Source organism: Idiomarina seosinensis (assembly GCF_003987275.1).
GTDB classification, from domain to species: domain Bacteria; phylum Pseudomonadota; class Gammaproteobacteria; order Enterobacterales; family Alteromonadaceae; genus Idiomarina; species Idiomarina seosinensis.
This window is the reverse complement of record NZ_PIQF01000004.1, coordinates 160,135-182,273: the sequence shown is the minus strand read 5'-3', so window position 1 is coordinate 182,273 and position 22,139 is coordinate 160,135. Positions and strand designations below refer to the sequence as shown.

21 protein-coding genes and 1 riboswitch are annotated in these 22,139 nt (G+C 47.7%); of the genes, 2 read left to right on the top strand and 19 right to left on the bottom strand.

Annotation, left to right across the window (positions count from 1 at the left end; translation table 11 throughout):
• Positions 1–13: 13 nt before the first annotated feature.
• The 8 genes from CWI81_RS11785 to trxA all read right to left on the bottom strand — a co-directional run bounded on the left by CWI81_RS11785 (position 14) and on the right by trxA (position 9,033).
• Positions 14–1,330, bottom strand: coding sequence for an MFS transporter (locus CWI81_RS11785; RefSeq protein ID WP_126785509.1), 1,317 nt, complete (start codon positions 1,328–1,330; stop codon positions 14–16).
• Positions 1,323–2,048, bottom strand: a complete 726-nt coding sequence (locus CWI81_RS11780; RefSeq protein WP_126785508.1) for a choline/ethanolamine kinase family protein — start codon at positions 2,046–2,048, stop codon at positions 1,323–1,325. The genes CWI81_RS11785 and CWI81_RS11780 overlap by 8 nt, the downstream gene beginning before the upstream one ends.
• Complete coding sequence (pnuC, locus tag CWI81_RS11775) at positions 2,045–2,653, bottom strand: nicotinamide riboside transporter PnuC (protein ID WP_198678680.1); 609 nt, start codon at positions 2,651–2,653, stop codon at positions 2,045–2,047. Before pnuC ends, CWI81_RS11780 begins: the two co-directional genes overlap by 4 nt.
• 8 nt (positions 2,654–2,661) lie before the next feature.
• Positions 2,662–4,782: a TonB-dependent receptor gene (locus CWI81_RS11770; RefSeq protein ID WP_126785506.1), complete on the bottom strand. Its 2,121-nt coding sequence runs from the start codon at positions 4,780–4,782 to the stop codon at positions 2,662–2,664.
• Between the two features lie 57 nt (positions 4,783–4,839).
• Positions 4,840–4,940: riboswitch (TPP riboswitch) on the bottom strand.
• A 39-nt stretch (positions 4,941–4,979) separates the two neighbouring features.
• Positions 4,980–5,681, bottom strand: coding sequence for an NAD(P)H-flavin reductase (gene fre, locus CWI81_RS11765; RefSeq protein WP_126785505.1), 702 nt, complete (start codon positions 5,679–5,681; stop codon positions 4,980–4,982).
• Entirely contained in the window at positions 5,682–7,154 is a 1,473-nt protein-coding gene (gene ubiD, locus CWI81_RS11760) for a 4-hydroxy-3-polyprenylbenzoate decarboxylase (protein WP_126785504.1), read from the bottom strand.
• 5 nt (positions 7,155–7,159) lie between these two features.
• Positions 7,160–8,428, bottom strand: coding sequence for a transcription termination factor Rho (rho, locus tag CWI81_RS11755; protein WP_126785503.1), 1,269 nt, complete (start codon positions 8,426–8,428; stop codon positions 7,160–7,162).
• 278 nt (positions 8,429–8,706) lie between these two features.
• Positions 8,707–9,033 carry a thioredoxin TrxA gene (gene trxA / locus CWI81_RS11750; protein WP_126785502.1) on the bottom strand — a complete coding sequence of 109 codons (327 nt, stop codon included), beginning with the start codon at positions 9,031–9,033 and terminating at the stop codon, positions 8,707–8,709.
• Positions 9,034–9,128: 95 nt separating this feature from the next.
• Between trxA and rhlB the strand changes: the two genes are divergently transcribed.
• Positions 9,129–10,397, top strand: coding sequence for an ATP-dependent RNA helicase RhlB (rhlB, locus tag CWI81_RS11745; protein ID WP_126785501.1), 1,269 nt, complete (start codon positions 9,129–9,131; stop codon positions 10,395–10,397).
• A 1-nt stretch (position 10,398) separates the two neighbouring features.
• Positions 10,399–11,325 (top strand): Ppx/GppA phosphatase family protein, encoded by a 927-nt coding sequence (locus CWI81_RS11740; protein ID WP_126785500.1) that lies wholly within the window; start codon positions 10,399–10,401, stop codon positions 11,323–11,325.
• Between the two features lie 7 nt (positions 11,326–11,332).
• Here the strand turns inward: CWI81_RS11740 and hemB are convergent, their stop codons facing one another.
• The 11 genes from hemB to trmH are packed head-to-tail and all read right to left on the bottom strand — an operon-like array spanning position 11,333 to position 22,120.
• On the bottom strand, positions 11,333–12,334 hold the full coding sequence (hemB, locus tag CWI81_RS11735; RefSeq protein WP_126785499.1) for a porphobilinogen synthase: 1,002 nt from the start codon (positions 12,332–12,334) through the stop codon (positions 11,333–11,335).
• A gap of 17 nt (positions 12,335–12,351) precedes the next feature.
• On the bottom strand, positions 12,352–14,121 hold the full coding sequence (locus CWI81_RS11730; RefSeq protein ID WP_126785498.1) for a sensor domain-containing diguanylate cyclase: 1,770 nt from the start codon (positions 14,119–14,121) through the stop codon (positions 12,352–12,354).
• The gene (locus tag CWI81_RS11725) at positions 14,118–14,984 is read right to left on the bottom strand and encodes a TatD family hydrolase (RefSeq protein WP_241970428.1); all 867 of its coding nucleotides are present in this window, start codon (positions 14,982–14,984) and stop codon (positions 14,118–14,120) included. The genes CWI81_RS11730 and CWI81_RS11725 overlap by 4 nt, the downstream gene beginning before the upstream one ends.
• Positions 14,923–15,669, bottom strand: a complete 747-nt coding sequence (gene tatC, locus CWI81_RS11720; RefSeq protein WP_126785497.1) for a twin-arginine translocase subunit TatC — start codon at positions 15,667–15,669, stop codon at positions 14,923–14,925. The genes CWI81_RS11725 and tatC overlap by 62 nt, the downstream gene beginning before the upstream one ends.
• Positions 15,666–16,010, bottom strand: coding sequence for a Sec-independent protein translocase protein TatB (gene tatB / locus CWI81_RS11715; RefSeq protein WP_126785496.1), 345 nt, complete (start codon positions 16,008–16,010; stop codon positions 15,666–15,668). The genes tatC and tatB overlap by 4 nt, the downstream gene beginning before the upstream one ends.
• 3 nt (positions 16,011–16,013) lie before the next feature.
• Complete coding sequence (gene tatA, locus CWI81_RS11710; protein ID WP_126785495.1) at positions 16,014–16,262, bottom strand: twin-arginine translocase TatA/TatE family subunit; 249 nt, start codon at positions 16,260–16,262, stop codon at positions 16,014–16,016.
• Between the two features lie 15 nt (positions 16,263–16,277).
• Entirely contained in the window at positions 16,278–17,930 is a 1,653-nt protein-coding gene (ubiB, locus tag CWI81_RS11705; protein WP_126785494.1) for a ubiquinone biosynthesis regulatory protein kinase UbiB, read from the bottom strand.
• Complete coding sequence (locus CWI81_RS11700) at positions 17,923–18,534, bottom strand: ubiquinone biosynthesis accessory factor UbiJ (protein ID WP_126785493.1); 612 nt, start codon at positions 18,532–18,534, stop codon at positions 17,923–17,925. Before CWI81_RS11700 ends, ubiB begins: the two co-directional genes overlap by 8 nt.
• The gene (ubiE, locus tag CWI81_RS11695; protein WP_126785492.1) at positions 18,534–19,289 is read right to left on the bottom strand and encodes a bifunctional demethylmenaquinone methyltransferase/2-methoxy-6-polyprenyl-1,4-benzoquinol methylase UbiE; all 756 of its coding nucleotides are present in this window, start codon (positions 19,287–19,289) and stop codon (positions 18,534–18,536) included. Before ubiE ends, CWI81_RS11700 begins: the two co-directional genes overlap by 1 nt.
• Before the next feature lie 59 nt (positions 19,290–19,348).
• Positions 19,349–21,436 carry an ATP-dependent DNA helicase RecG gene (gene recG / locus CWI81_RS11690; RefSeq protein WP_126785491.1) on the bottom strand — a complete coding sequence of 696 codons (2,088 nt, stop codon included), beginning with the start codon at positions 21,434–21,436 and terminating at the stop codon, positions 19,349–19,351.
• On the bottom strand, positions 21,437–22,120 hold the full coding sequence (trmH, locus tag CWI81_RS11685) for a tRNA (guanosine(18)-2'-O)-methyltransferase TrmH (protein ID WP_126785490.1): 684 nt from the start codon (positions 22,118–22,120) through the stop codon (positions 21,437–21,439).
• Positions 22,121–22,139: the final 19 nt, after the last annotated feature.

Sequence of the window (22,139 nt, the reverse complement as noted above, 5' to 3'; positions counted from 1 at the left end):
TGTTTCCGGGGGATTAATCCCCGGAGACATCTGGTAGAGAAAGTGACGAAATCAACGCCAGTATTCCGACCCCGACCAAAAACCAAAGCACAGCAGCGGTACCAAAGGCAGCATCTAACCAACCTAAAGCAATACCAGCCAATAGAATAACACCCATCACTGTATTAGATACAGCCGTTAACTGAGCCCGATTTTTCTGATTGGCCATATCCACCAAATAGGTCTTTCGGCCAACCCTTGCACCATGATGTGCCACTGCTGAAAAGAATAATAAGCCACCGGCAACGAGTTGCATTGATAATGCCTCAGGCACCCAATAGTAAACAATCAGAGCTGATAACATAACCGCTGTCGACATTGCCGATGCAGCAGCCATTACATGATGGCTTGCGGTGTCTGACCAGCGCCCCCAAAAACGCCCAGCCAGCATTCCAGCCAATCCACTGGCTAACAACAAACTGCCGAGGCTAGTCAGCCCCGCGTCACCCTCTCGTTGAATTAGCACTACGATGTAGGGAATGGCAAAAGCAGCCGAAACTAGCAATGCCCGAGTTAATACAAAATGCCCGAACTGGCCATTCTTCCATAATATACTAATCGATTTTAAGGCTTCAGTTATGGCGTTACCGCCGCCTTCAGTGGAGCCGGCGACTTCGGGGATGCCAGCATACAGCAGCGCGGCTGCTGTCCAGAGTAAAACACCCGCTCCCAATAACATTAAGAAAAGCCAGCGTTGTCCTTCTACTTCCGGACTTAGCACGATAGTAATAGCAGTTAGTAAAGTTAGTACACCGGCGGCTGAAGCAGCCACTCCCGATAGCCTACCCCGGCGGGTTTTAGAAACGGTCTTCCCGGTCACATCTTTGTTAGCGACTGAACAAATACCCCGAGAAAGCGAGAAGCACGCAAGCAAAATGACCACACTCCAGCCGAGTGGTGACCCGTTTAGGGTGGCTACCGCGACTATCATCAGTGCCAAAGAGATTGCCTGGCCAAAACTGCCAGCAACCCAGAACCATTTTCGTACTGGTTGCTGACGTAGCTTTTGCGCGACGAAAAGCTGAGGTAACAGCGCTAATGACTCCCGTAGCGGCACTAATGCGCTGATAAATACTGCAGGAGCTCCTAATGCACTCAGCATCCACGGTAAAACAAGTCGCGCACTAACTAGCGTATCGCCAAGTTTAGTTAGAGTTAACGACAGTAGCATTAGTACAAACGAGCGTGGTTGATGGTTACAGGCAGAATCCGGAATATCTTTACAAACACGGGCATCTTCGTCTTCCGCGAGATAGCCGTACACGCGCTTCGTTAAATCCTTATCACTCATGCTGGATTCCCTGTTTTAAAAGTCGTAGCCACTGATGATTAATCCACTGAACAAACGAACGGTGGGCGCCGAGTTGTGTGTTATCAAATCGATAACCTGTCTCTAGCTGATAATAATAACAAAGCTTATCCGCACTGCTACTATCAAGCTGATTTATTTCAATGGTACTGGCGATGTCCGTCATTCGATCACCCCAGCTGGCATACTCCCAGTCAATAATAGTAAGCGAGTCATGCCATAAAATATGGTCAAATGCCAAATCAAGGTGGCACAAAACACGACGCTCATTACTACTCAGCTGGTCCTTAAAGCGTTTTAACTGCTGTTGTTCAACAACACCTAGCTTTGCAACGTAATACTCTAACTTTTGCCAGAGAGAGGCGCCCTGCCAGCGGGGGGTCTGTTGATGGGTTTTTGCTAAAGCCTTAGCGGTTAACCTGAGCTTTTGATCGCAGCGTAAACTACCCGCTGAAACAGGCGTCGCCGCTACGTATTCCTGCAGCACCCAACGTTTGGGATCAAACCCAATAACTTTGGGGGCTAAACCGGATTTCGACAATTCTCGCTGCAACTCAAATTCGCTACGACGGTCCAATCCAAGGGTCGCTGAGTGATGCAACCATTTGAAAACATAAGATTCATTAGTGCCTTTTAAAAGCAGAACTTCGTTTGCCTGACCGGCATCCAGAGGAACAACTTCTACCGGTCTTTCAATCATTGATTCTCCAGTACCCACTGATTCTGTTGATCGGCTCGCCAGCGATACATCGCATACACCACCAATATCACATAAACAACAAACAATAGCGCCGTAGCAACAAAGCCCTTACTCCAGTACAAGTAAACATAAACGCTATCAATGACCAACCAATACCACCAGGTTTCGTACGCTTTTTGTGTAATCAGCCAAGTTGCCAACAAACTAAATAACGTGGTGTAGGTGTCGAGCCATACCGCATCGGCATCTGTGTACACGTCAAGCAATATCGCGATAATCGTACCTGCAGGAATAACCCATGCCCACTGTAACGCGTGCCAACGCCAATTGAATTTGCGTTTTGGACCTTCCGTAGCAATCACTGATTTCTGCCATTGCCACCAGCCATAGCCGGCCATTACAATATAAAACACTTGTAACAGTGCCTCCATATAAAGCCGTGCTTGCCAAAAAATAATCGCGTATATAGTGCAACTAATCCCCGCTGCCAACCAGCACCATTGGCGCTGGTGAGCAGCGAACAACAAATAAGCTAGAGCTAATAGCAGTGCTATTAGCTCCCAGACCGAACTCAATAATAATTGATCAATTAGTTCCTGAATCATTAATTGGCTCAAAACCGATAATGTGCAGTAATACCGTAGCGACGAGGCTCGCCATACTGCAGATAGGTTTCTGTAACATACTCATCGCGAGGGTCATTACCAAAGTAGAAGCCGCGAATTTCTGTTTCCTCGTCCGTTAAGTTTCTACCCCAAAGACTGATTTGCCAGTTTTGCCAAATGTAGCTCAACTGTGCATGCAGTAAAGCGCTAGATTCGGCTTGTTGATTGTGCGAGTTGGAAAAATAGAAGCTGTCTTTAAAGTCACCCTGAACGCTCCATTCCCAATGTTCCGATAACTGTCCACGCAGTCCAACGTTGGCTTGATATTGAGGTGCATGCGCCTGATCACGCCCACTCATATCCTGTCCGTCTTCGGTAGTAAACCCATCGATTTCAGTCTCTAGCCAGCCTAACGAAGAAAACGCAGTCAGGTTGTCTGTGATTCGCCAGTCAATTTCCGCTTCCAGTCCATAGTTCGTGCCTTCCGCTGCATTTTCCAGAAAGCCGACAAACGACTGATCACGATTGACCCAGCTTTTTAACTGCACATCGTCTCGCTGGTTATAGAACAGTGACACCTGCGCGGATAGGCCCTGCGAAGGGCTCATCCATTTAACGCCAGACTCAAGATTCCATAGAATTTCCGGCTTAAAGGTGGCGCGCTCAAGCAAGTAGTCTTCTATCTCTTGCAACTGTTGATCTTTAGCTCGACCCAGCGCTTCACCATTAACGCCCCCCGCTTTATAACCCCGAGATAAGGTTGTATACCAGTAACTCATTGGGGCATATTGGTAGCGCAAGCTCAATGTACCGCCAACCATTGTATCGTTAGGTTGTTCATTGACCGCATTACTGTCCTGGTAGTCGGTGTCATATTGCTCCAGCCTTAACCCTGTCAGTAAAGACCAACGCTTGTCCAACTGTTGAATTAACTCACCATAAATTGCCCAGTGGTTACGGTCCTGTTCGCTTTCGAAAATACTGGGCTGACCAAGATCCCAATTAAAATAATCCCGGACAAGTTGCTCTTGCTTACGATAATAGTAGACTCCAGCGGTCCATTCTGTTTCGTATCCAAACAAATTAGCGGGTTCCGTTGAGCGCCAGCGCGCTTCTAACGTTGTATCATCACGATCGCGAAAGTAGGCATCAAAAGATGAGTATTCCCAACCTGGAGCGATTCCAACGTACGTCCAGTCTTCATCAAAACTATACTCGCTATCCGCATTAAGCTGGCTGACTGACAGTTGGATTTCACTGTCATCTAATGCCCCGTACGTGGCGACCAGTCTTACTGCTGTTGATTGCAACGCATCGGTGCCGGGCTCATCAGACAGCGTCTCCCGATTATTTTCTAAACTAAAAGCATCATAACCGTTATCGGTATTGATATGATGCAGGTAACTGTTCAAACGCCAGTCGTCTGTGAGCTCGGATTCTAAGCCGAAACGTACCGCTAATTCATCACGCTTTTCGGTGTCATCGCGTTGCAAAAAGGTATTTTCGGTAAATCCATCGTTAGCGAATTTGGATACTGAAAAGCGCGCGTTGCCAAGCGCACCGAGGTTACCGCCAATAGCCAATCCACCGCGGTACTCATCATAATTAGCAGCGGACAGCATGAATTCCCCAGTCGTCATCTCGGTTGGCGTTTCGCTATCTAAAACAATCATACCTGCCAACGCATTTACACCAAAGCGACCACTTTGTGGACCACGGAAAACTTCGACTTTACCGATATCAAACAGGCTTGCTGCAGCACCAAGACCGGAATAGTCGATTCCGTCAATGAGTAAACCTACCGACGGGTTAACAGCGTCGACGAATTGCGAGCGCTCGCCGATGCCACGAATTTGAATGAATCGAGCGGTTGACGTACCGCCGGAAAAGTTCACGTTTGCAACGGCGTTAAGCACCCCCTGCAAATGTTCTGCGTTGCGCTGTTCAATCGCTTCAGCATCTAATATTGCAATACTTTGCGGGATCTCATTAAGAGTTTGTTGCTGGAAGTCAGCACTTACGTTAATAACTTCTATCGTTGAAGAATCAACCGATGAGTCCTGTTGTAACGGCGTTGCTGCCGCAACCGTGGAGCCAAATAATAAAGATATTAGAGGTATTCGTTTCATGGATCATTTCCTTTGTTATTAGCAAGAAACGATCCGGTAAGGCTAAAATGGAGAGCGTATAAAATTGTCTACCATCCCTACGCCAGTATTAACCGGATCAGGTACAAAGGGTTCGCTAGATTGCATCTCAGCCCAAACGGGCACCCCTTGGTAACGCCGCGCTAGTATAACGCGCAAATTCTATGAATCAACTTATCTTAAATAAATGCTAACGCATCAGCGTGTAACTGTTGCAACGACACGCCTCGTGTAACGAAGTCATCGCGGATAACACGGACCATCTCGAACCGGCCCGCCATATAAATATGGCATTGGCTCAAGTCATCGCGCTCAGTAACGACCGCATGATGCACCAGCCCTATGGCATAAGGCCAGTCACTATCGGCACTTTCTAGAACCGGTCTGTAGTGAAACAACGGATGATCGGAAGCTAATGTTTGTAACCGTTCATGCAAGTACAAATCCTGCCGTGCGCGGGCGCCCCAATATAGATAAACTGGCTGTTGCAGGCCTTCTTTAAGTAACTTTTGTAAAATAGAATAAGTATAAGAAAACCCAGTGCCGCCAGCGATCAATATAATTGGGTGCTGTTGTGGCAATTGCAGGAATGCATCTCCGTCAGGAGCTTCGATAACTAACTGCCCATCTCGCTTTATTCGTTCCAGCACTTCGCCAGCATAAGCATTATCAGGCGTAGCCCCTACGTGCAGTAACCATTGGTGATGCTCTGACGGCTCTGAGGCGATGCTAAATGGCCGTTTATCTCGCTCGCCCATCACTACTTGTAAATACTGACCTGCCTTAAACTCGACCGCTTTAGGCAATTCGACATTAACTTCCCAAACATATTCGGCTAGCTGTCGGCTAATACCTGCCTGACAAGTGAATTGCTCTGCCATTTACTTCTCCAGAATATTGAGTTGTTCCCACAATTCATCGACTCTCTGTTTAACGCTGTCGGTCATGGTTATCGGTTCACCCCATTCCCGATCCGTTTCGCCCGGCCATTTGTTGGTTGCATCCATACCCATTTTCGAACCTAACCCCGATACCGGCGAAGCAAAGTCCAGATAGTCGATTGGCGTGTTTTCCACCAACGTGGTGTCGCGAGCCGGATCCATTCGGGTCGTCATCGCCCAAATCACATCTTTCCAGTCACGCGCATCTACGTCATCGTCGCAAACAATGACAAACTTGGTATACATAAACTGTCGCAAAAAAGACCACACACCCATCATTACTCGTTTGGCATGACCCGGATATTGCTTTTTCATTGTCACCACCGCCAGGCGGTATGAACACCCCTCTGGGGGTAGGTAGAAATCAACGATCTCAGGGAACTGCTTTTGCAATAACGGAATAAACACTTCATTAAGCGCCACACCTAGCACGGCAGGTTCATCCGGTGGGCGGCCCGTATAAGTACTATGATAAATCGGATCTTTACGGTGGGTGATATGAGTCACTGTAAAAACTGGGAAGTCATCAACTTCGTTATAATAACCGGTATGGTCGCCATAGGGACCTTCAGGTGCTGTTTCGCCTGCCTCAATGTACCCCTCAAGAATCATCTCAGCGTGCGCAGGCACTTGTAAATCGTTACTTATGCTAGTGGTGACATGTGTTTTACCGTCACGCAGTAAGCCTGCAAAGGCATATTCAGATAAGCTATCGGGAACCGGTGTAACAGCACCTAGAATAGTTGCCGGATCTGCACCTAATGCTACCGATACCGGAAACCGCTCACCAGGGTGTTGCTGACACCACTCCTGAAAATCAAGGGCTCCGCCACGGTGAGACAACCACCGCATGATCAACTTATTAGGCCCCAGCAACTGTTGCCGATAAATCCCCAGATTTTGTCGTTCCTTGTGCGGACCCTTGGTTATTGTCAATCCCCAGGTAATCAGCGGAGCAGCATCACCAGGCCAGCAGTGCTGTATCGGCAGCTGAGTTAAGTCTACATCGTCACCCGTTAGCACGACGTCCTGACATGGCGCTTTTTTTACTTGTTTGGGCGACATGCTCAGTACTTTTTTATAGGTAGGCAGCAAACTCAGCGCGTCTTTAAAACCTTTTGGTGGCTCTGGCTCTTTTAAAAACGCCAGTAACTTACCAACATCTCGCAAAGCGGTTACTGACTCTTGGCCCATGCCTAAAGCTACTCGTTCAGGCGTGCCAAACAAGTTTGCCAATACGGGAATGGAATGGCCTTTTACATTTTCGAATAACAAAGCCGGACCGCCCGCTTTTAACGTTCGGTCCGCAATCTCTGTCATTTCTAAGTAGGGATCGATTTCCTGCTTAACGCGTTTCAACTCGCCTCGCTGTTCAAGCTGGGCGATGAAATCTCTAAGGTCTTGATACTTCATGTGGCCTAACTATTACGTTGGCGCTTCATGGACTCAAAGAATTCGTCGTTAGTCTTGGTCATCTGCAGACGATCAATTAAAAATTCCATTGCCTCAACCTCGCCCATTGGATGCATTATCTTCCGTAAGATCCACATCTTTTGCAGCTCTTCCGGCGACGTCAGCAACTCTTCGCGGCGAGTACCAGAACGGTTAAAGTCGATGGCAGGGAATACACGGCGTTCAGCGATCTTACGGTTCAGATGCAGCTCCATATTACCGGTTCCTTTAAACTCTTCGTAGATAACTTCATCCATTTTAGAGCCGGTATCAATGAGTGCCGTGGCGATAATGGTTAAGCTACCACCCTCTTCAACGTTACGCGCTGCACCGAAGAAACGCTTTGGCTTATGTAATGCGTTAGCATCAACACCACCGGTCAGTACCTTGCCTGAGCTAGGAATTACAGTGTTGTAAGCACGCGCCAGGCGAGTGATCGAATCCAACAATATAACCACATCTTTTTTGTGCTCGACCAGACGTTTTGCCTTTTCAATAACCATTTCGGCGACCTGAACGTGGCGGTTAGCCGGCTCATCGAAAGTTGAAGCAACAACTTCACCTTTCACCAGACGGTGCATTTCGGTCACTTCTTCTGGTCGCTCGTCTATCAACAATACGATTAGCTCGGCATCAGGATGATTAGCGGCTATCGATGTCGCGACATTTTGCAGCAGTAACGTTTTACCCGCTTTGGGTGGAGCAACGATCAAGCCACGTTGCCCTTTGCCGATAGGAGCCGATAAATCCAGTACTCTCGCCGTGATATCTTCCTTACTACCATTACCACGCTCTAAGCGAAAACGCTCATCGGCGTGCAGCGGTGTTAGGTTTTCAAAGAGGATTTTATTACGGGAGTTTTCTGGCTTGTCAAAGTTAACTTCTCTGATTTTTAACAGAGCAAAGTAGCGTTCACTGTCCTTTGGTGGCCTGATTTTACCGCCGATGGTGTCGCCTGTGCGTAAGTTAAAGCGTCGAATTTGACTAGGTGAAACGTAAATATCATCAGGCCCGGCTAAATACGAGGAGTCTGCTGAACGCAAGAAGCCGAAGCCATCTTGTAAGATTTCCAGCACACCACCACCATAAATATCTTCACCGCTTTTGGCATGGGCTTTTAATATCGCAAAAATAATATCTTGCTTGCGAAGACGAGCCATATTTTCAAGGCCCATGCTATCTGCAAGTTCGACAAGTTCATTTACCGGTTTTTCTTTAAGTTCTGTTAGATTCATAGGAGGGTTTTCGAGTTATCGATTAATAGAATATAAGTCAGTATGACTCTGTTAAGGGTTACGTTCTTTAATGTAATGCTATATTTGGTTTAGATTTCGCGAGGCGCGAAGCCAAAAGCTGAAAGCCTGATTTCTGGGTGATTTGGTGGTGAGCATCACCTAGATGTCTAGTTTATGAACAAAAGCTACCATTAAATTTTGGTTTCGTCCAGTTTTCGGCCCTCATTTGAGCAAAAACTAACTAAAAACGGCGCACGTTGCGCCGTTTTGTTAACCACTTATACGTGCTGGTCAAGGAATTCTGTGAGTTGAGCACGCGACAGTGCGCCAACTTTAGTCGCCACCACTTCACCGTTTTTGAATAATAACAGTGTTGGGATACCACGTATTCCATACTTCGGTGGAGTCTGATCATTATGGTCGACGTTCAGCTTTCCTATTACTAATTTACCGGCATACTCCCCGGCGATATCATCCAAGATAGGAGCAACCATTTTGCAAGGGCCACACCACTCAGCCCAGAAATCAACCAGAACGGGTTTATCGGATTTGATGACATCTTCTTCAAAACTGTCATCGCTTAGCTGAACAATTACGTCACTCATGTTACTCTCCGCTACTTTCTTCGCGTGGAAATATTTTTCGAAATACTATTATTTATGTTTTTGAATACAAGCGCAAACTGATATGCTTATAACTTATGACTAAAACACATCTTACAGAAACACGCTTTGCCGAACTCGGCTTACACCCGCAGATTGAGCAAGCTATTAGCAGCGCCGGATTTGAGCATTGTACTCCAATCCAGGCATTAAGTCTTCCCGTTGCACTCGCTGGCCAAGACGTCGCTGGTCAGGCTCAGACAGGCACGGGTAAAACCTTGGCATTTCTGCTCGCCACTTTCAACCGTTTAATGAAGGCGCCTGCCGATAATGAACGTACCGGACCGCGCGCGTTAATCATGGCACCGACCCGTGAGTTAGCAATTCAGATAGCGCACGATGCCGAACCCCTGAATAGTCACTGCAGCCTGAATATGGCGGTGATATACGGCGGCGAAGGCTACGATGCTCAGAAGCAGCAACTCGCCAACAACCCGGATATCCTAGTAGGAACCACTGGCCGTTTAATCGACTTTTACAAACAAGGTTTGTTTAAGCTGGATAATATTGAAGTGGTGGTACTGGACGAAGCAGATCGGATGTTCGACTTAGGCTTTATCGATGACATTCGTTATCTGCTGACGAAAATGCCAGAACCGGCCAAGCGCCTTAATCTACTATTTTCTGCGACCTTGTCGTACCGCGTTCAAGAACTTGCTTATGAACACATGAATGCGCCTGCGAAAGTAGAGGTGGAACCCGAACAAAAAACCGGTGTCCGTATCAGCGAAGAATTATTTTATCCGTCGAAACCGGATAAAATGCCATTGCTTTTAACCTTGCTCGAAGAAGACTGGCCCGACAAGGCAATCGTGTTTGCGAATACCAAGCATGGTTGTGACAAAGTGTATCAGTGGCTTGCAGCTAACGAGCACCGGGTTGGACTACTAACCGGCGATGTCCCACAGAAAAAACGTTTAAAGATTTTAGAAGACTTTGCCGAAGGTCAGCTTGATATTCTGGTGGCAACAGATGTTGCTGCTCGTGGCCTACATATTCCTGCTGTGACGCACGTTTATAACTTCGACTTGCCCGATGACTGCGAGGACTACGTGCACCGTATCGGTCGCACCGGTCGTGCCGGAGAAAGTGGCGCAGCCATAAGCCTTGCCTGCGAAGAGTACGTCTATAATTTGCCAGCTATTGAAGACTATATCGGTCATCCAATACCAGTCACAAATTATGATGAAACTGCGTTATTGACTGACTTGCGCCGGCCACGACCTACCCATCGTAGGCGCCGCAACAATTCGGGTGGCAAAGGCCGGCCACGGCAACGCAAGCCAGGGGCACAACGCAAAAACTGACATGGCGGTTACTAACAAGCGACTTGCCGCCATCGATATGGGCTCAAATAGCTTCCATTTAGTGTTAGCGGAAGTATCGATGCGGGGGTTTTATCCCAAACCCCGCATCGTTGCCCGGTACAAGCACAAGGTTCGACTGGCAGACGGGTTTAACTCGAACTTTCAGCTGGACTCATCCTCGATAGCGCGAGCTAAGAACTGCCTAAAAGGCTTTTCTGACCAATTAAAGCGATTTAAGCCAGATGCAGTGAGGGCTGTTGCCACTGCGGCGCTTAGAAAATCTGCTAATCAAGCCGATATCATCCCTGGTTTGGAGCAAGCTCTCGGTTACTCAATTAATGTTATTAGTGGTGAAACCGAAGCCGCTCTTATCTTTGCAGGTGTTTGCGCTGCCGCCGAGCAACAAGAGCCCATTTTAGTTATTGATATTGGCGGCGCCAGTACCGAAGTCATCGTTGGAAAGCCACTGAAGCCCAAGCTACTAAAAAGTCTGGATATGGGCTGTGTGGTTTTCCAGAACAGCTACTTTTCTGACAAAAAGCTGACTTCAGATAACTTCGAAGCAGCCATCAGTCAAGCCCAGGCACAAATAGCTGACTACAGTAGAGATTATCAGCAAGCTGGCTGGCAACAGGTACTCGGTGCGTCGGGCACGTTTCGGGCATTGGCTGAAGTTGCCCTAGCCGAAGGGCAAACCGCTTTGACCCGTGACTGGTTGAGATCGCTAATCGATCGTTGCATCAAAGCAGGAGCCGTCAATAAACTTTCTTTTGCCGGGCTGCGAGAAGACCGTAAAGCAATACTGGCTGGCGGCATCTCTATTCTTTACGGGCTGCTGCTGGAGTTGGGCATAGAGCAATTTGGCGTCACCAACGGTGCCTTGCGCGAGGGGCTACTTGCCGAGTTAGCCGCTGAAGTAACGGCTTAACTCAAACTCACGAAACTTGCCATTTCTGTGCTACAGCCTTAGCAAAGTAAGTTAAAATACCATCAGCGCCTGCTCGCTTAAAAGCCAGTAAACTCTCCTCGATGACATCGTGACCAAGCCAGCCGTTTTCAATTGCTGCGTTAAGCATTGCATACTCACCACTTACTTGATAAGCAAAGGTGGGTACTCCAAAACGATCTTTCACTTCACGTACCACGTCCAGATACGGCATACCCGGCTTTACCATCACCATATCCGCTCCTTCCTGGATATCTAGCCCTACCTCACGAATTGCCTCAAGCCGATTCGCCGGGTCCATTTGATAGGTTTTCTTATCGGCTCCTTTCAAATTACCCGCCGATCCGACGGCATCCCGGAACGGCCCATAAAAGGCACTAGCGTATTTAGCGGAATACGCCATTATAGACACATTGCTATAACCTTCCGCCTCAAGCCCACGCCGAATAGCAGCAACCCGTCCGTCCATCATATCGGATGGTGCGACTACATCTGCGCCGACCCGGGCATGAGACAGTGCCTGTTTCACTAACACCTCGGTGGTAATGTCATTTAACACGTAGCCTGATTCATCAATGATGCCGTCCTGCCCATGGGTAGTAAACGGGTCAAGCGCCACATCGGTCATTACGCCAAGCTGCGGGAATTCGTGCTTAATTGCTTTAACGGCACGCTGTGCCAAACCATCATCGTCATAAGCCGACTCCGCCATCAACGACTTAGCGGATTGTGGCGTTACCGGAAATAACGCAATCATTGGAATTCCGAGCCTCACCAGTTCGGCACATTCAGCTAACAGCAAATCGATACTAAGCCTCTCCACGCCAGGCATTGAAGCAACTGCTTGTCGTTGTTGTTGGCCGTCCACAACGAACATCGGAAAGATTAAATCGTTCACTGACAGCTGATTCTCCGCAACCAGTCGACGACGAAAATCCGTCGCTCTGTTGCGACGCATTCGAGAAGAAGGGAACTGGCCAAAATCTGACATTTAAAAAACTCCTAAAACTAAATAGTAACGACTTTATCACGGCCATCACGTTTGGCGCGGTAAAGGGCTTCATCAGCCGTCTTAAATAAACTTTCTGTGGATTGTCCAGCCAGGCTATTAAGCTCAGCAATACCAACACTGATGGTGATGCTACGCTCGCCAGAATCGGTAGGGAACGGGTTATCACGGATAGTTTCTACCAGTTGGGTTGCGAATATCTCCGCATGTTGGCGCGTTGTATCCGGCAAAATAATCGCAAACTCTTCGCCACCATAGCGACAAACAACATCGGCTGGACGCTTCGCGCTTTGTTTGAGTCTTTGCGCTAATCCTTTTAAAATTTGATCACCAATAAAATGCCCATAGTTGTCGTTGATCTTCTTAAAGTGGTCGATATCAATCATTAATAAGCACAATCCCACTTTACTGCGGTACGCCCGCCGGTATTCTTTTTCCAGCTGCTGGCTAAAGTAACGACGATTATAAAGTCCTGTCAGAGAATCTTCAGAGTTCTTCTTCTCCAGTTCTGAATTCACGTCCTGAAGTTCGCGTAAGGCAATCTGCAATTCAAAGGTACGTTCTGCCACATTGTCTTCAAGCTCTTCATTATAGCGCTGTTGCGCTTCTAACTTTTCTCGTCGCTGTTCGCTGTAACGGACTGCTAACACCCAGGATAATAATAAAATCTCAATCCCCGAGCCAAGCATGATTGCGTGCCGTTGAATAAACATACTATCGATGACCCCAAGATACCCGAGGGAGTTAGCGATAACAGAGACTAACAACGTACCCCACGCAATGGTAAACATCTTCGCGTAAACCAGTCCTTTGCGCCACAGGTAAGCGCCGACAATAAGCAAGTAAAGACAGCCTGGGGCAGCAAAAATGAGCAATACATGAATACTGACTTTGTAACTGGCAAAAATACCGAGTAACAACGTAAAGATGGACAGCCCGGCCATGATGAATAATCCACGGGCCAGCGTAGTACGGTACTGTTTTAAACGTAATAACTGATAAGCAAACAGCGCTGCCGTTAAAAACGTTAAACTACCAAAAATAGGGATCCCTTTGTCTTGCAAAAATAACGACTCAGGCCATAAGTAACGGAACCCAAGGCCATCAAGGGATAACATCAATCCACCGAAGAAAAGGGTGTATAACGAATACAGGCCAAACTCCGGCTCGCGCGAGGCTACAAAACCAAATAGGTTGTAAACCGCCATACACAGTAAGACGCCAAAATAGATCCCTTCAGCCAGCCGTTTTTGCATCTGCGCATCAAAAAATTGGGTTTCACTGCGAATACTGATTGGCAGCCGCATGGAGCTTTCAGTAAGAGCACTCATATAAAGCGTTCCCGACTCGCCCGCCGGTAAAGGCACCGAAAATTCGGAAGTCAGTATAGGTCGTTCGTAGTACGGTTTATGGTCGCCAAGCGCATAGGTTTTAACATTATCAGACTGCACCCAGTAGATATTAAGCTCATCCAAAAGTGGATAACCAATATGTAAAATACGGTCGTAGCTTTTTCTCTCAATTTGGACTCGCAGCCAGTATTGATCATCGGTGTAGCCAAAGGAGGCGCGGTTTGAAGCAAGTGGCTGCCAGTCTGCGCGCGATTTTTCATAGATATCCGACAACGACAGCGGCTCATCACTACTTAGGTAAGATAGGCTAATGGGTTCCTGACTCGCCGACCCGGAAACTTGTGCATTGGCGGTATACCAAAGGCCGATCAAGAAAACCGCTAGCAATGCGGCTAGGCTATAGATCCAGCGGCTCATCCGCGTAACTCCGCCAAATTAAATAACCGAGTACTGTTATCCAGAGTAACTTGTGCCACTTCCTCCAGAGCTGTTGACCAGCCTTCGGCCAGCCCTTCCCCCACAAACGGCAATAAAGAAGGCTCGTTCATCTTGGGCCTGGGTTTAATGTTTCTGGGCAATAAAAACGGCGCGTCGGTTTCTATCACCACTTTATCTCTTGGTAATAATTGCAAGGCCTCAAGCAGTTCCTTATTTCTTCGCTCATCACAAAGCCAACCTGTTAAGCCAAACCAGTGGCCTCTTTTTATATACGCTTGCGCCTGTTCCGGCCCGCCAGTAAAACAATGCGATAGACACACTGTGTGCTCAGCGCAATGCTGATTAAGAATCTCTAGCTGCTGTTGCTGAGCATCTCTTTCGTGCAAATATAGCGGTAGTCCCAAGCGGTTGGCAAGCAACACCTGCTGGGTAAAAACTTGCTGTTGATCCGCCGCCGGTGAGTAGTTTCGATTAAAGTCGAGACCACACTCGCCAATAGCAACAACCGACGGATGACGGGCTAACTCTTCAAGTATGTCGACGTAGTTTTCGCTAACCTCACTCGCGTCATGAGGGTGCACACCCACCGTTGCGACTAGTCGTCCCGGGTATTGCTCACAGAGGTTAATGGCTTGTTGTGATTCTTGCTCATTAGTAGCAATAACTAACATTCGCTCCACACCGGCGTCGTGGGCACGAGCTAAAACACCTTCTAAGTCACTTAGAAGACGCTTGTTAGTTAAGTTAACTCCCGCATCAAACCACATATCTTTATTATCGTTATTCTTCGGTTGAGTTGCTTTGCCCGGATTGCTTTTGCGTCGGCCTATAAAAGCTCCCAATGATCAGCCCTAATTCGAACAACAACCACATTGGAACGGCTAACAATGTCTGCGATATGATATCTGGAGGGGTTAGTAACATCCCAAGAGTAAACGCCCCTACGATGACATACGGTCGCTTTTTCCTCAAAGAATCAGGCGTGCTTACGCCACTCCAGATTAATAATACAATAGCGACTGGGGTTTCAAAGGCAATACCAAAAGCAATAAATATTGCTAAAACAAAATCTAGATAACGGGAGATATCCGTCGCAATAGCAACATCCGCGGGCGCTACGCTGGTAAAAAAGCCCATCGCCAGAGGCAACACGACAAAGTAAGCAAAGCCAATGCCAGCATAAAAAAGAAGCGTACTACTTGCCAATAAAGGAACTACCAGTCGCTTTTCTTTACGATACAAGCCCGGTGCAATAAATGCCCATATTTGCCAGAGCAAAAACGGAACCGCCAGTGCCACTGCAATAACAAATGTAAGTTTAAATGGGGTAAAGAAAGGAGCGGCAACATCCGTCGCTATCATTTGTGTTCCGACCGGTAAATGTCGGATCAGTGGTTCTGCCAATAGACGATAAAGATCATTGGCAAAGTATGCCAGACTTCCGAATACCGCAACGATAACTAAAACAGCGCGTAATAATCGGTTGCGAAGCTCCAGCAAATGATCGATTAAAGGGGAATCACTCATTGCTTGTCCGAATCATCACTATCATCTGTCTCTGTCTTATCGGATTTCTTCTGGTAGGGCCGTTGTACATCGGCAGCGGCGTTCTGTAATTCAACGATCGACCGCTGAAGCTCCGGGCTGAGATCGCTAAAATCCTGTGCTTCGGCTTTTTTTAAATTTTCATGTAGTTCTTTTATTCGTAGCTCATTATCTAGCTCATTCTGCATTCGCTGACTGTAGCTTTTTATTCCACCGACGGTTCTTTGTAAACTTCTTAAGGCAGAGGGGAGTCGCTCAGGGCCGAGCACCAACAACCCCACCATAGCTATTAATAATAGCTCCCAGAAGCCGATATCAAACATCGATTACTTCCGTTTCTGCTCTTTGTCTGGCGCTTTGCTGTCATCTGAAGATGGTTCAGAAGCATCTTTCTCAGCCAGTTTATCCTCTTCTGTCTGATCCTCTTCAGAGCCTTTATCGTCGTCACTCATCGACTTTTTAAAACCTTTTACAGCACTACCAACATCGCTACCAATATTACGCAGCCGCTTGGTACCAAATAACAGCACGATAATCGCTAAAAGTATAAGAAGTTGCCAAGGACTGATGCCCATAATTCACCTATAACATTAATGTTTGTCTACGCGCGGACGTGTTCGCCATGCTTGTGTACAAATTATAACAGTAATAGCCGCAGAAGTGATCGGCCAAACCATGCTTTCGCTCTCTGTCGTGAGCCACGCAGTGCTGACAACTCCACTGGCAGCTAACACCCCCCAAAAAGAGCTGGTTGAGGCCTGTTGCTGTTGCCGTAGCTGCGCTTTGTGCTGCTGCTCTAACTGCTGCTGTAAGTGCTGTTGAGAATCCAAACTTTGAAACAACAAATTTGGTAGTTCTGGTAATTTCTCAGCCCAGTAAGGCGCGTTTTCTTTCACTGAACGAACAACGGCTCGCCAGCCAAGCTGCTCATTCATCCAACGTTCTAAGAAAGGTTTGGCGGTTTTCCACAAGTCTAACTCTGGATAAAGCTGTCGGCCTAGACCTTCAATATAGAGCAACGTTTTTTGTAATAGCACCAGCTGGGGCTGTACTTCCATTTCGAAACGCCGAGCCGTATTAAATAAATTAACCAACACATGACCAAAAGAAATCTCTGCAAGAGGCTTTTCAAAAATAGGCTCACACACAGTGCGAATAGCGGATTCAAATTCTTCAATATTAGTGTGCTGTGGCACCCAACCAGAATCCACATGAAGCTCTGCAACTTTCCGGTAATCTCGGTTAAAGAAGGCCAGGAAATTTTCCGCTAAGTAGCGCTTATCTTCTCTGTTAAGGGTGCCTACGATGCCAAAGTCGATACCTATATAGCGCGGGTTTCGTGGGTGATCTTTCGCGACAAAAATATTGCCAGGGTGCATATCAGCATGAAAGAAGCTATCTCTGAACACCTGGGTAAAGAACACTTCAACACCACGCTCGGCAAGCTTTTTCATATCCACGCCACGTGCTTTTAGCACTTCTACGTCACTTACCGGAATACCGTCTATGCGTTCCATTACCATCACATTATGACGGCTATAATCACTATAGACAGTCGGGATATACAATAAATCGGAATCTTCAAAGTTGCGTTTTAGTTGTATTGCGTTAGCCGCTTCTCGAGAAAGGTCTAATTCATCCAATAAGGTTTTTCGATATTCCTTAACCACCTCTTTCGGTTTTAACCGGCGCCCGTCTGGCAGGTGCCGCGCCATAACAGCTGCAAACGCTTCCATTAACTCCAGGTCAGCATCAATGGTCCGACGAATATCAGGACGAATAACTTTGATAACAATGTCTTTTCTCTCGCCGTTCGCTAACCAGAGTGTTCCTGTGTGAACCTGAGCAATTGAGGCTGATGCCAGTGGAATGGTATCAAAGTCAGCAAACTGCTCGCTAATATCTACAAGACCAAGCGACTTTTCAATAATGGCTTTGGCGGCCACACCGTCAAATGGCGCTACTCTGTCCTGCAGATACGCAAGTTCAATAGCAATTTCCGGTGGCAACAAATCGCGTCTAGTAGAGAGCATCTGCCCAAACTTAACCCAAACTGGACCAAGTTCTTCCAGCGCCAGCCGTAACCTCATGCCCGGGGTTTTGTCTTTATGTCGATTAGGCAACCAAAATAACGCATGGCGACCAATACGGATCGACCAAGGCAGCCATTTAGCAGGAATCAGGTCATCTAAGCCGTAGCTAAGTAGTGTTTTAGCAATAGCATATAAGCGGCGGCTACGCATCACTAGCTCCATTCTGCAGCTGCCTTTCCAGGCGTTCTACATGAGCTCGCAATTGCTGCAGCTGTTGTTTAAATTGTTCAAATTCGATACGAGCTGGCAATAGCTTTTTTTCTTCGATAACAGCACCGGCAAGCCACCGCTGTTGAGAGTCGAAAGACTGTTTTGCCCGGTCTCGGCTTTGTTGCCAAAGGTTACTCAACCAGTACGCAGGTGTATCGCCAATCTTTGCAGCCAACTCCGTCTCCCAGTCGATATCAAGATCCCGGATTAATGACACCAATTGCTGAGCCAGCACCGGGTCACCTTCAATATCTAACTTATTGGCCTTGATCAAGCGAGTCAGGTTCGCCGTATCCTTTAGCTCGGGTAGCACACCAAGCTCAGTCTGTATCCAGCAGTCAGCTGTTTCATCGGCGACTGTCGACAACCGGATGCCATGCTCGTCGACCGCTACTGTCAGTTCAAACGGCAGCTCTTTAATATCAAAACGTAGCGTTTTACCGTGCAATTTTTGCAGGCGGCTTACCGAGTTGGGATCCCGCTCTAACAGCTCATTGACCAGCTTTTCCAATAACATCCACGGCAATAAACCCAGGCTTTTCATCAAAACTTGTACCCTCTATGCAGCGCTACAATACCACCGGTCAGGTTTTGGTAGTCTATATTTTCGTAGCCCGCGTCATGCATCATTTGCTTTAACGTATCTTGGTCGGGGTGCATGCGAATTGACTCGGCCAAATATTGGTAGCTCTCGGCATCATTGGCGACCGCTTGACCCATTTTAGGTAACACATTAAACGAGTAAAAATCGTAAACCTGATTCAAACCTGGCGCGATGGGCTTTGAAAACTCTAAAATCAATAAGCGTCCACCCGGCTTTAATACTCTGAGCATTGACCGCAGCGCAGCATCTTTATCGGTGACATTGCGCAGCCCAAAGGCAATGGTAATAATATCAAAACTATTGTCTTCGAACGGCAACTGTTCGGCGTCTGCCTGAACATACCGAATGTTTCCAACGAAGCCTTTGTCACGGAGTTTTTCGCGGCCCACTTTTAACATTGAATCATTAATGTCGGCGAGCACAACTTCTCCGGATGCACCGACACGGCGCGAGAACTGAGCCGTTAAATCACCTGTGCCACCCGCGATATCCAAAACTCTCATGCCACTGCGAACGCCACTGCAATCAATGGTGTAGCGCTTCCATAAGCGATGTATGCCAAACGACATGAGATCGTTCATTACATCGTATTTAGCAGCTACCGAGCTAAACACGTTCGCAACCAACCCTTTCTTGTGATCGCGAGCTACCTGCTGGTAGCCAAAGTCAATCGAATCATTTTTTTTATCGTTCATGTAAACACCTTGAACTAAATTTTCCCTAGTGTACTTCAAGCGACCACGGGATGCAGCAGTTATACCTGCGCATAATGATCTCTATGCGGTAACCAACGGTCAGTGAGTGCCTTGGCTGCTTGCGGATATTTCTGCAACAGACGATCGGCTAACTGCTGAGCCACAGGGACCAACTCTGCGTCACGCTCAATATCTGCAACCTTCATCTGCGTCAAACCAGTTTGTCTGTGCCCCAATAATTCGCCCGGTCCTCTGATTTCAAGATCGCGTTGGGCAATGACGAATCCATCGTTACTTTCTCTTAGAACGGCCAGCCGCTCTGCCGCTAGTTTTGATAACGGACTTTTGTAAAGCAATACACAATGGCTCGCCACAGAACCCCGCCCAACACGTCCCCGTAACTGGTGCAATTGCGCCAAACCTAAACGTTCCGGATTTTCGATAATCATCAACGATGCATTCGGCACGTCTACGCCAACTTCAATCACAGTGGTAGCCACCAGCAGGTCAATTTCAGCAGCCTTAAACGCTTGCATAACGGCTTCTTTCTGCTCGGCTTTCAAGCGCCCATGGACTAACCCCACCGTTAATTCCGGCAATGCTTGTTGTAACTCGCTGGCGGTATCCTCGGCTGCCTGACACTCTAGCGCCTCGGATTCTTCAATCAAAGTACATACCCAATAAGCCTGACGCTTTTCGGTTAAACAAACGTCACGGACTCGCTCAATTACCTGCTCTCGGCGAGTATCAGAGACTGCTACCGTGGTGACAGGCGTTCGGCCCGGCGGCAATTCATCAATAACCGAGGTTGCTAAATCGGCATAAGCTGTCATTGCCAGAGTTCTCGGAATAGGGGTTGCAGTCATAATCAACTGGTGGGGTTGAAAGCCTGCTTTTACTCCCTTTTCGCGCAACTGCAGTCGCTGATGAACACCAAATCGATGTTGTTCATCAATAATTACTAACGCTAGCCGCTGATAGTTCACGTCCTCCTGAAAAAGCGCGTGAGTACCAACCAACAATTGAATATTTCCCTCAGCCACTTGCTCGAGTAGCTGTTGCCGTGATTTACCTTTGGTGCGTCCACTTAGCCAACCAACGTTAATACCTAACGGTTGTAACCATTGCTTAAACGACAATGCATGTTGCTCGGATAAAAGCTCCGTAGGTGCCATTAAAGCCACTTGAAAACCTGACTCAATCACTTGCAACGCAGCCAGCGCTGCGACTAATGTTTTCCCCGAACCAACATCTCCCTGCACCAGCCTCATCATTGGTTGCGGCTGTTGCATATCAGCGCTTAACTCGTTAACGACTCGTTGCTGAGCCGCGGTCGGCCGAAACGGTAACTGTTCTAAAAACTGATGTTGCAGCACGCCGGGCTGTTTTATCGCAATACCACCCTCGGCCTGTCGCTGCTGCCGCAGTTGCAACAAACTCACTTGATGAGCGATTAGCTCTTCCATTGCCAACCTTTGTTGCGCAGGATGCGAGCCAAGTTCCAGTGCTTGCAATGACACATCGAGAGGAGGGTGATGCAATAGTTTTAATGCGGCAACCAGTGACAAGTTATGAGGTCGTATCGAGTCAGGTAATAACTCTTCCACGCTTTGCTCGGACAAAAACGTTAATGCCTGCTCAATAATTTTTCTTAAGGTTGTTGGGTAGACACCTTCTGTGGTTGGGTAAACGGGTGTGAAATGCGATTCAAGTTTCACTTGTTCGGTCGCCTTTAATACCGAATACTCGGGATGCACTAGTTCGGCGCCTCCCATACCGTGCCGAATTTCGCCAAACACCAACAGTCGAGTGCCAGCTGAGAACTGCTTAAGCTGGGCTGCACTGAACTGGAAAAACCGAAGTGTGATAGAGCCACTCGGATCTTTTGCCCGGACGATTAGCATCCTTTTACGGCCGTATTTTATATCGGCGTTTTGTACCTCAACTTCTAAGTTCGAGCTTTGGCCTGGCCGCAGTTCGGCAATCAGCGCGATTCGAGTTCGATCTTCATAACGCAGTGGCAGATGAAAAACAGCGTCCTGAACACTTTTCAAACCAAGTTTCGCCAGCTTTTTAGCCACCTTATCACCCACTCCTTTTAAAGTGGTAAGTGGTATCTTAGCTAATGGCGCTGCGGTTGAATTCATCTACTTAGCTGCTCTCATTGCCTGCCACCAATTGTCATCCGCAATAATTTGCCCCGTCTGATCGAGTTGCGGATAGCCAAGCCCCTTACGTTGACAAGCTTTCGCATACACTGGGTGTCCTCGTTCAAACAAAATCCGGTAACGCTCCTGCTCACTGATCTGAGGCATTCCATAAAGCCCGGCTTGTTCTCGCTGTCGTTGTGCTTCATATAGGATAACCGCAGCCGCCACCGAGACATTTAACGACTGAACCATGCCCAGCATCGGAATCATGACATGCTGGTCAGCCATGGCTAGTGCCTGTTCGCTAACGCCCTGCTTCTCCTGACCTAATAAAATAGCAGTCGGCTTAGTGTAGTCAACGTCACGAAAATCAACCGCAGAATCGCTTAAATGCGTGACGATAAGCTGCATGCCTTGTTGCCGCACATTAGCGACTGCTGACTCCAGCTCGGAGTAATGTTGTACACCCACCCATTTATGGCTGCCTGACGCAGTACTCCGGGAGAGCTTGGTTTTTCGAGATTGCCAGACGGCATGCATTGCATGAACGCCAATCGCATCGGCAGTGCGTATCACTGCCGACAGGTTATGGTTTTTGTGCACATTTTCCATGACGACTGTTAGGTCAAGCTGACGTTTGTCTAACAGTTCATTAATTCGCGCAAATCGCTCCGGACTCATCGACTCTGGCTTCCTGTCA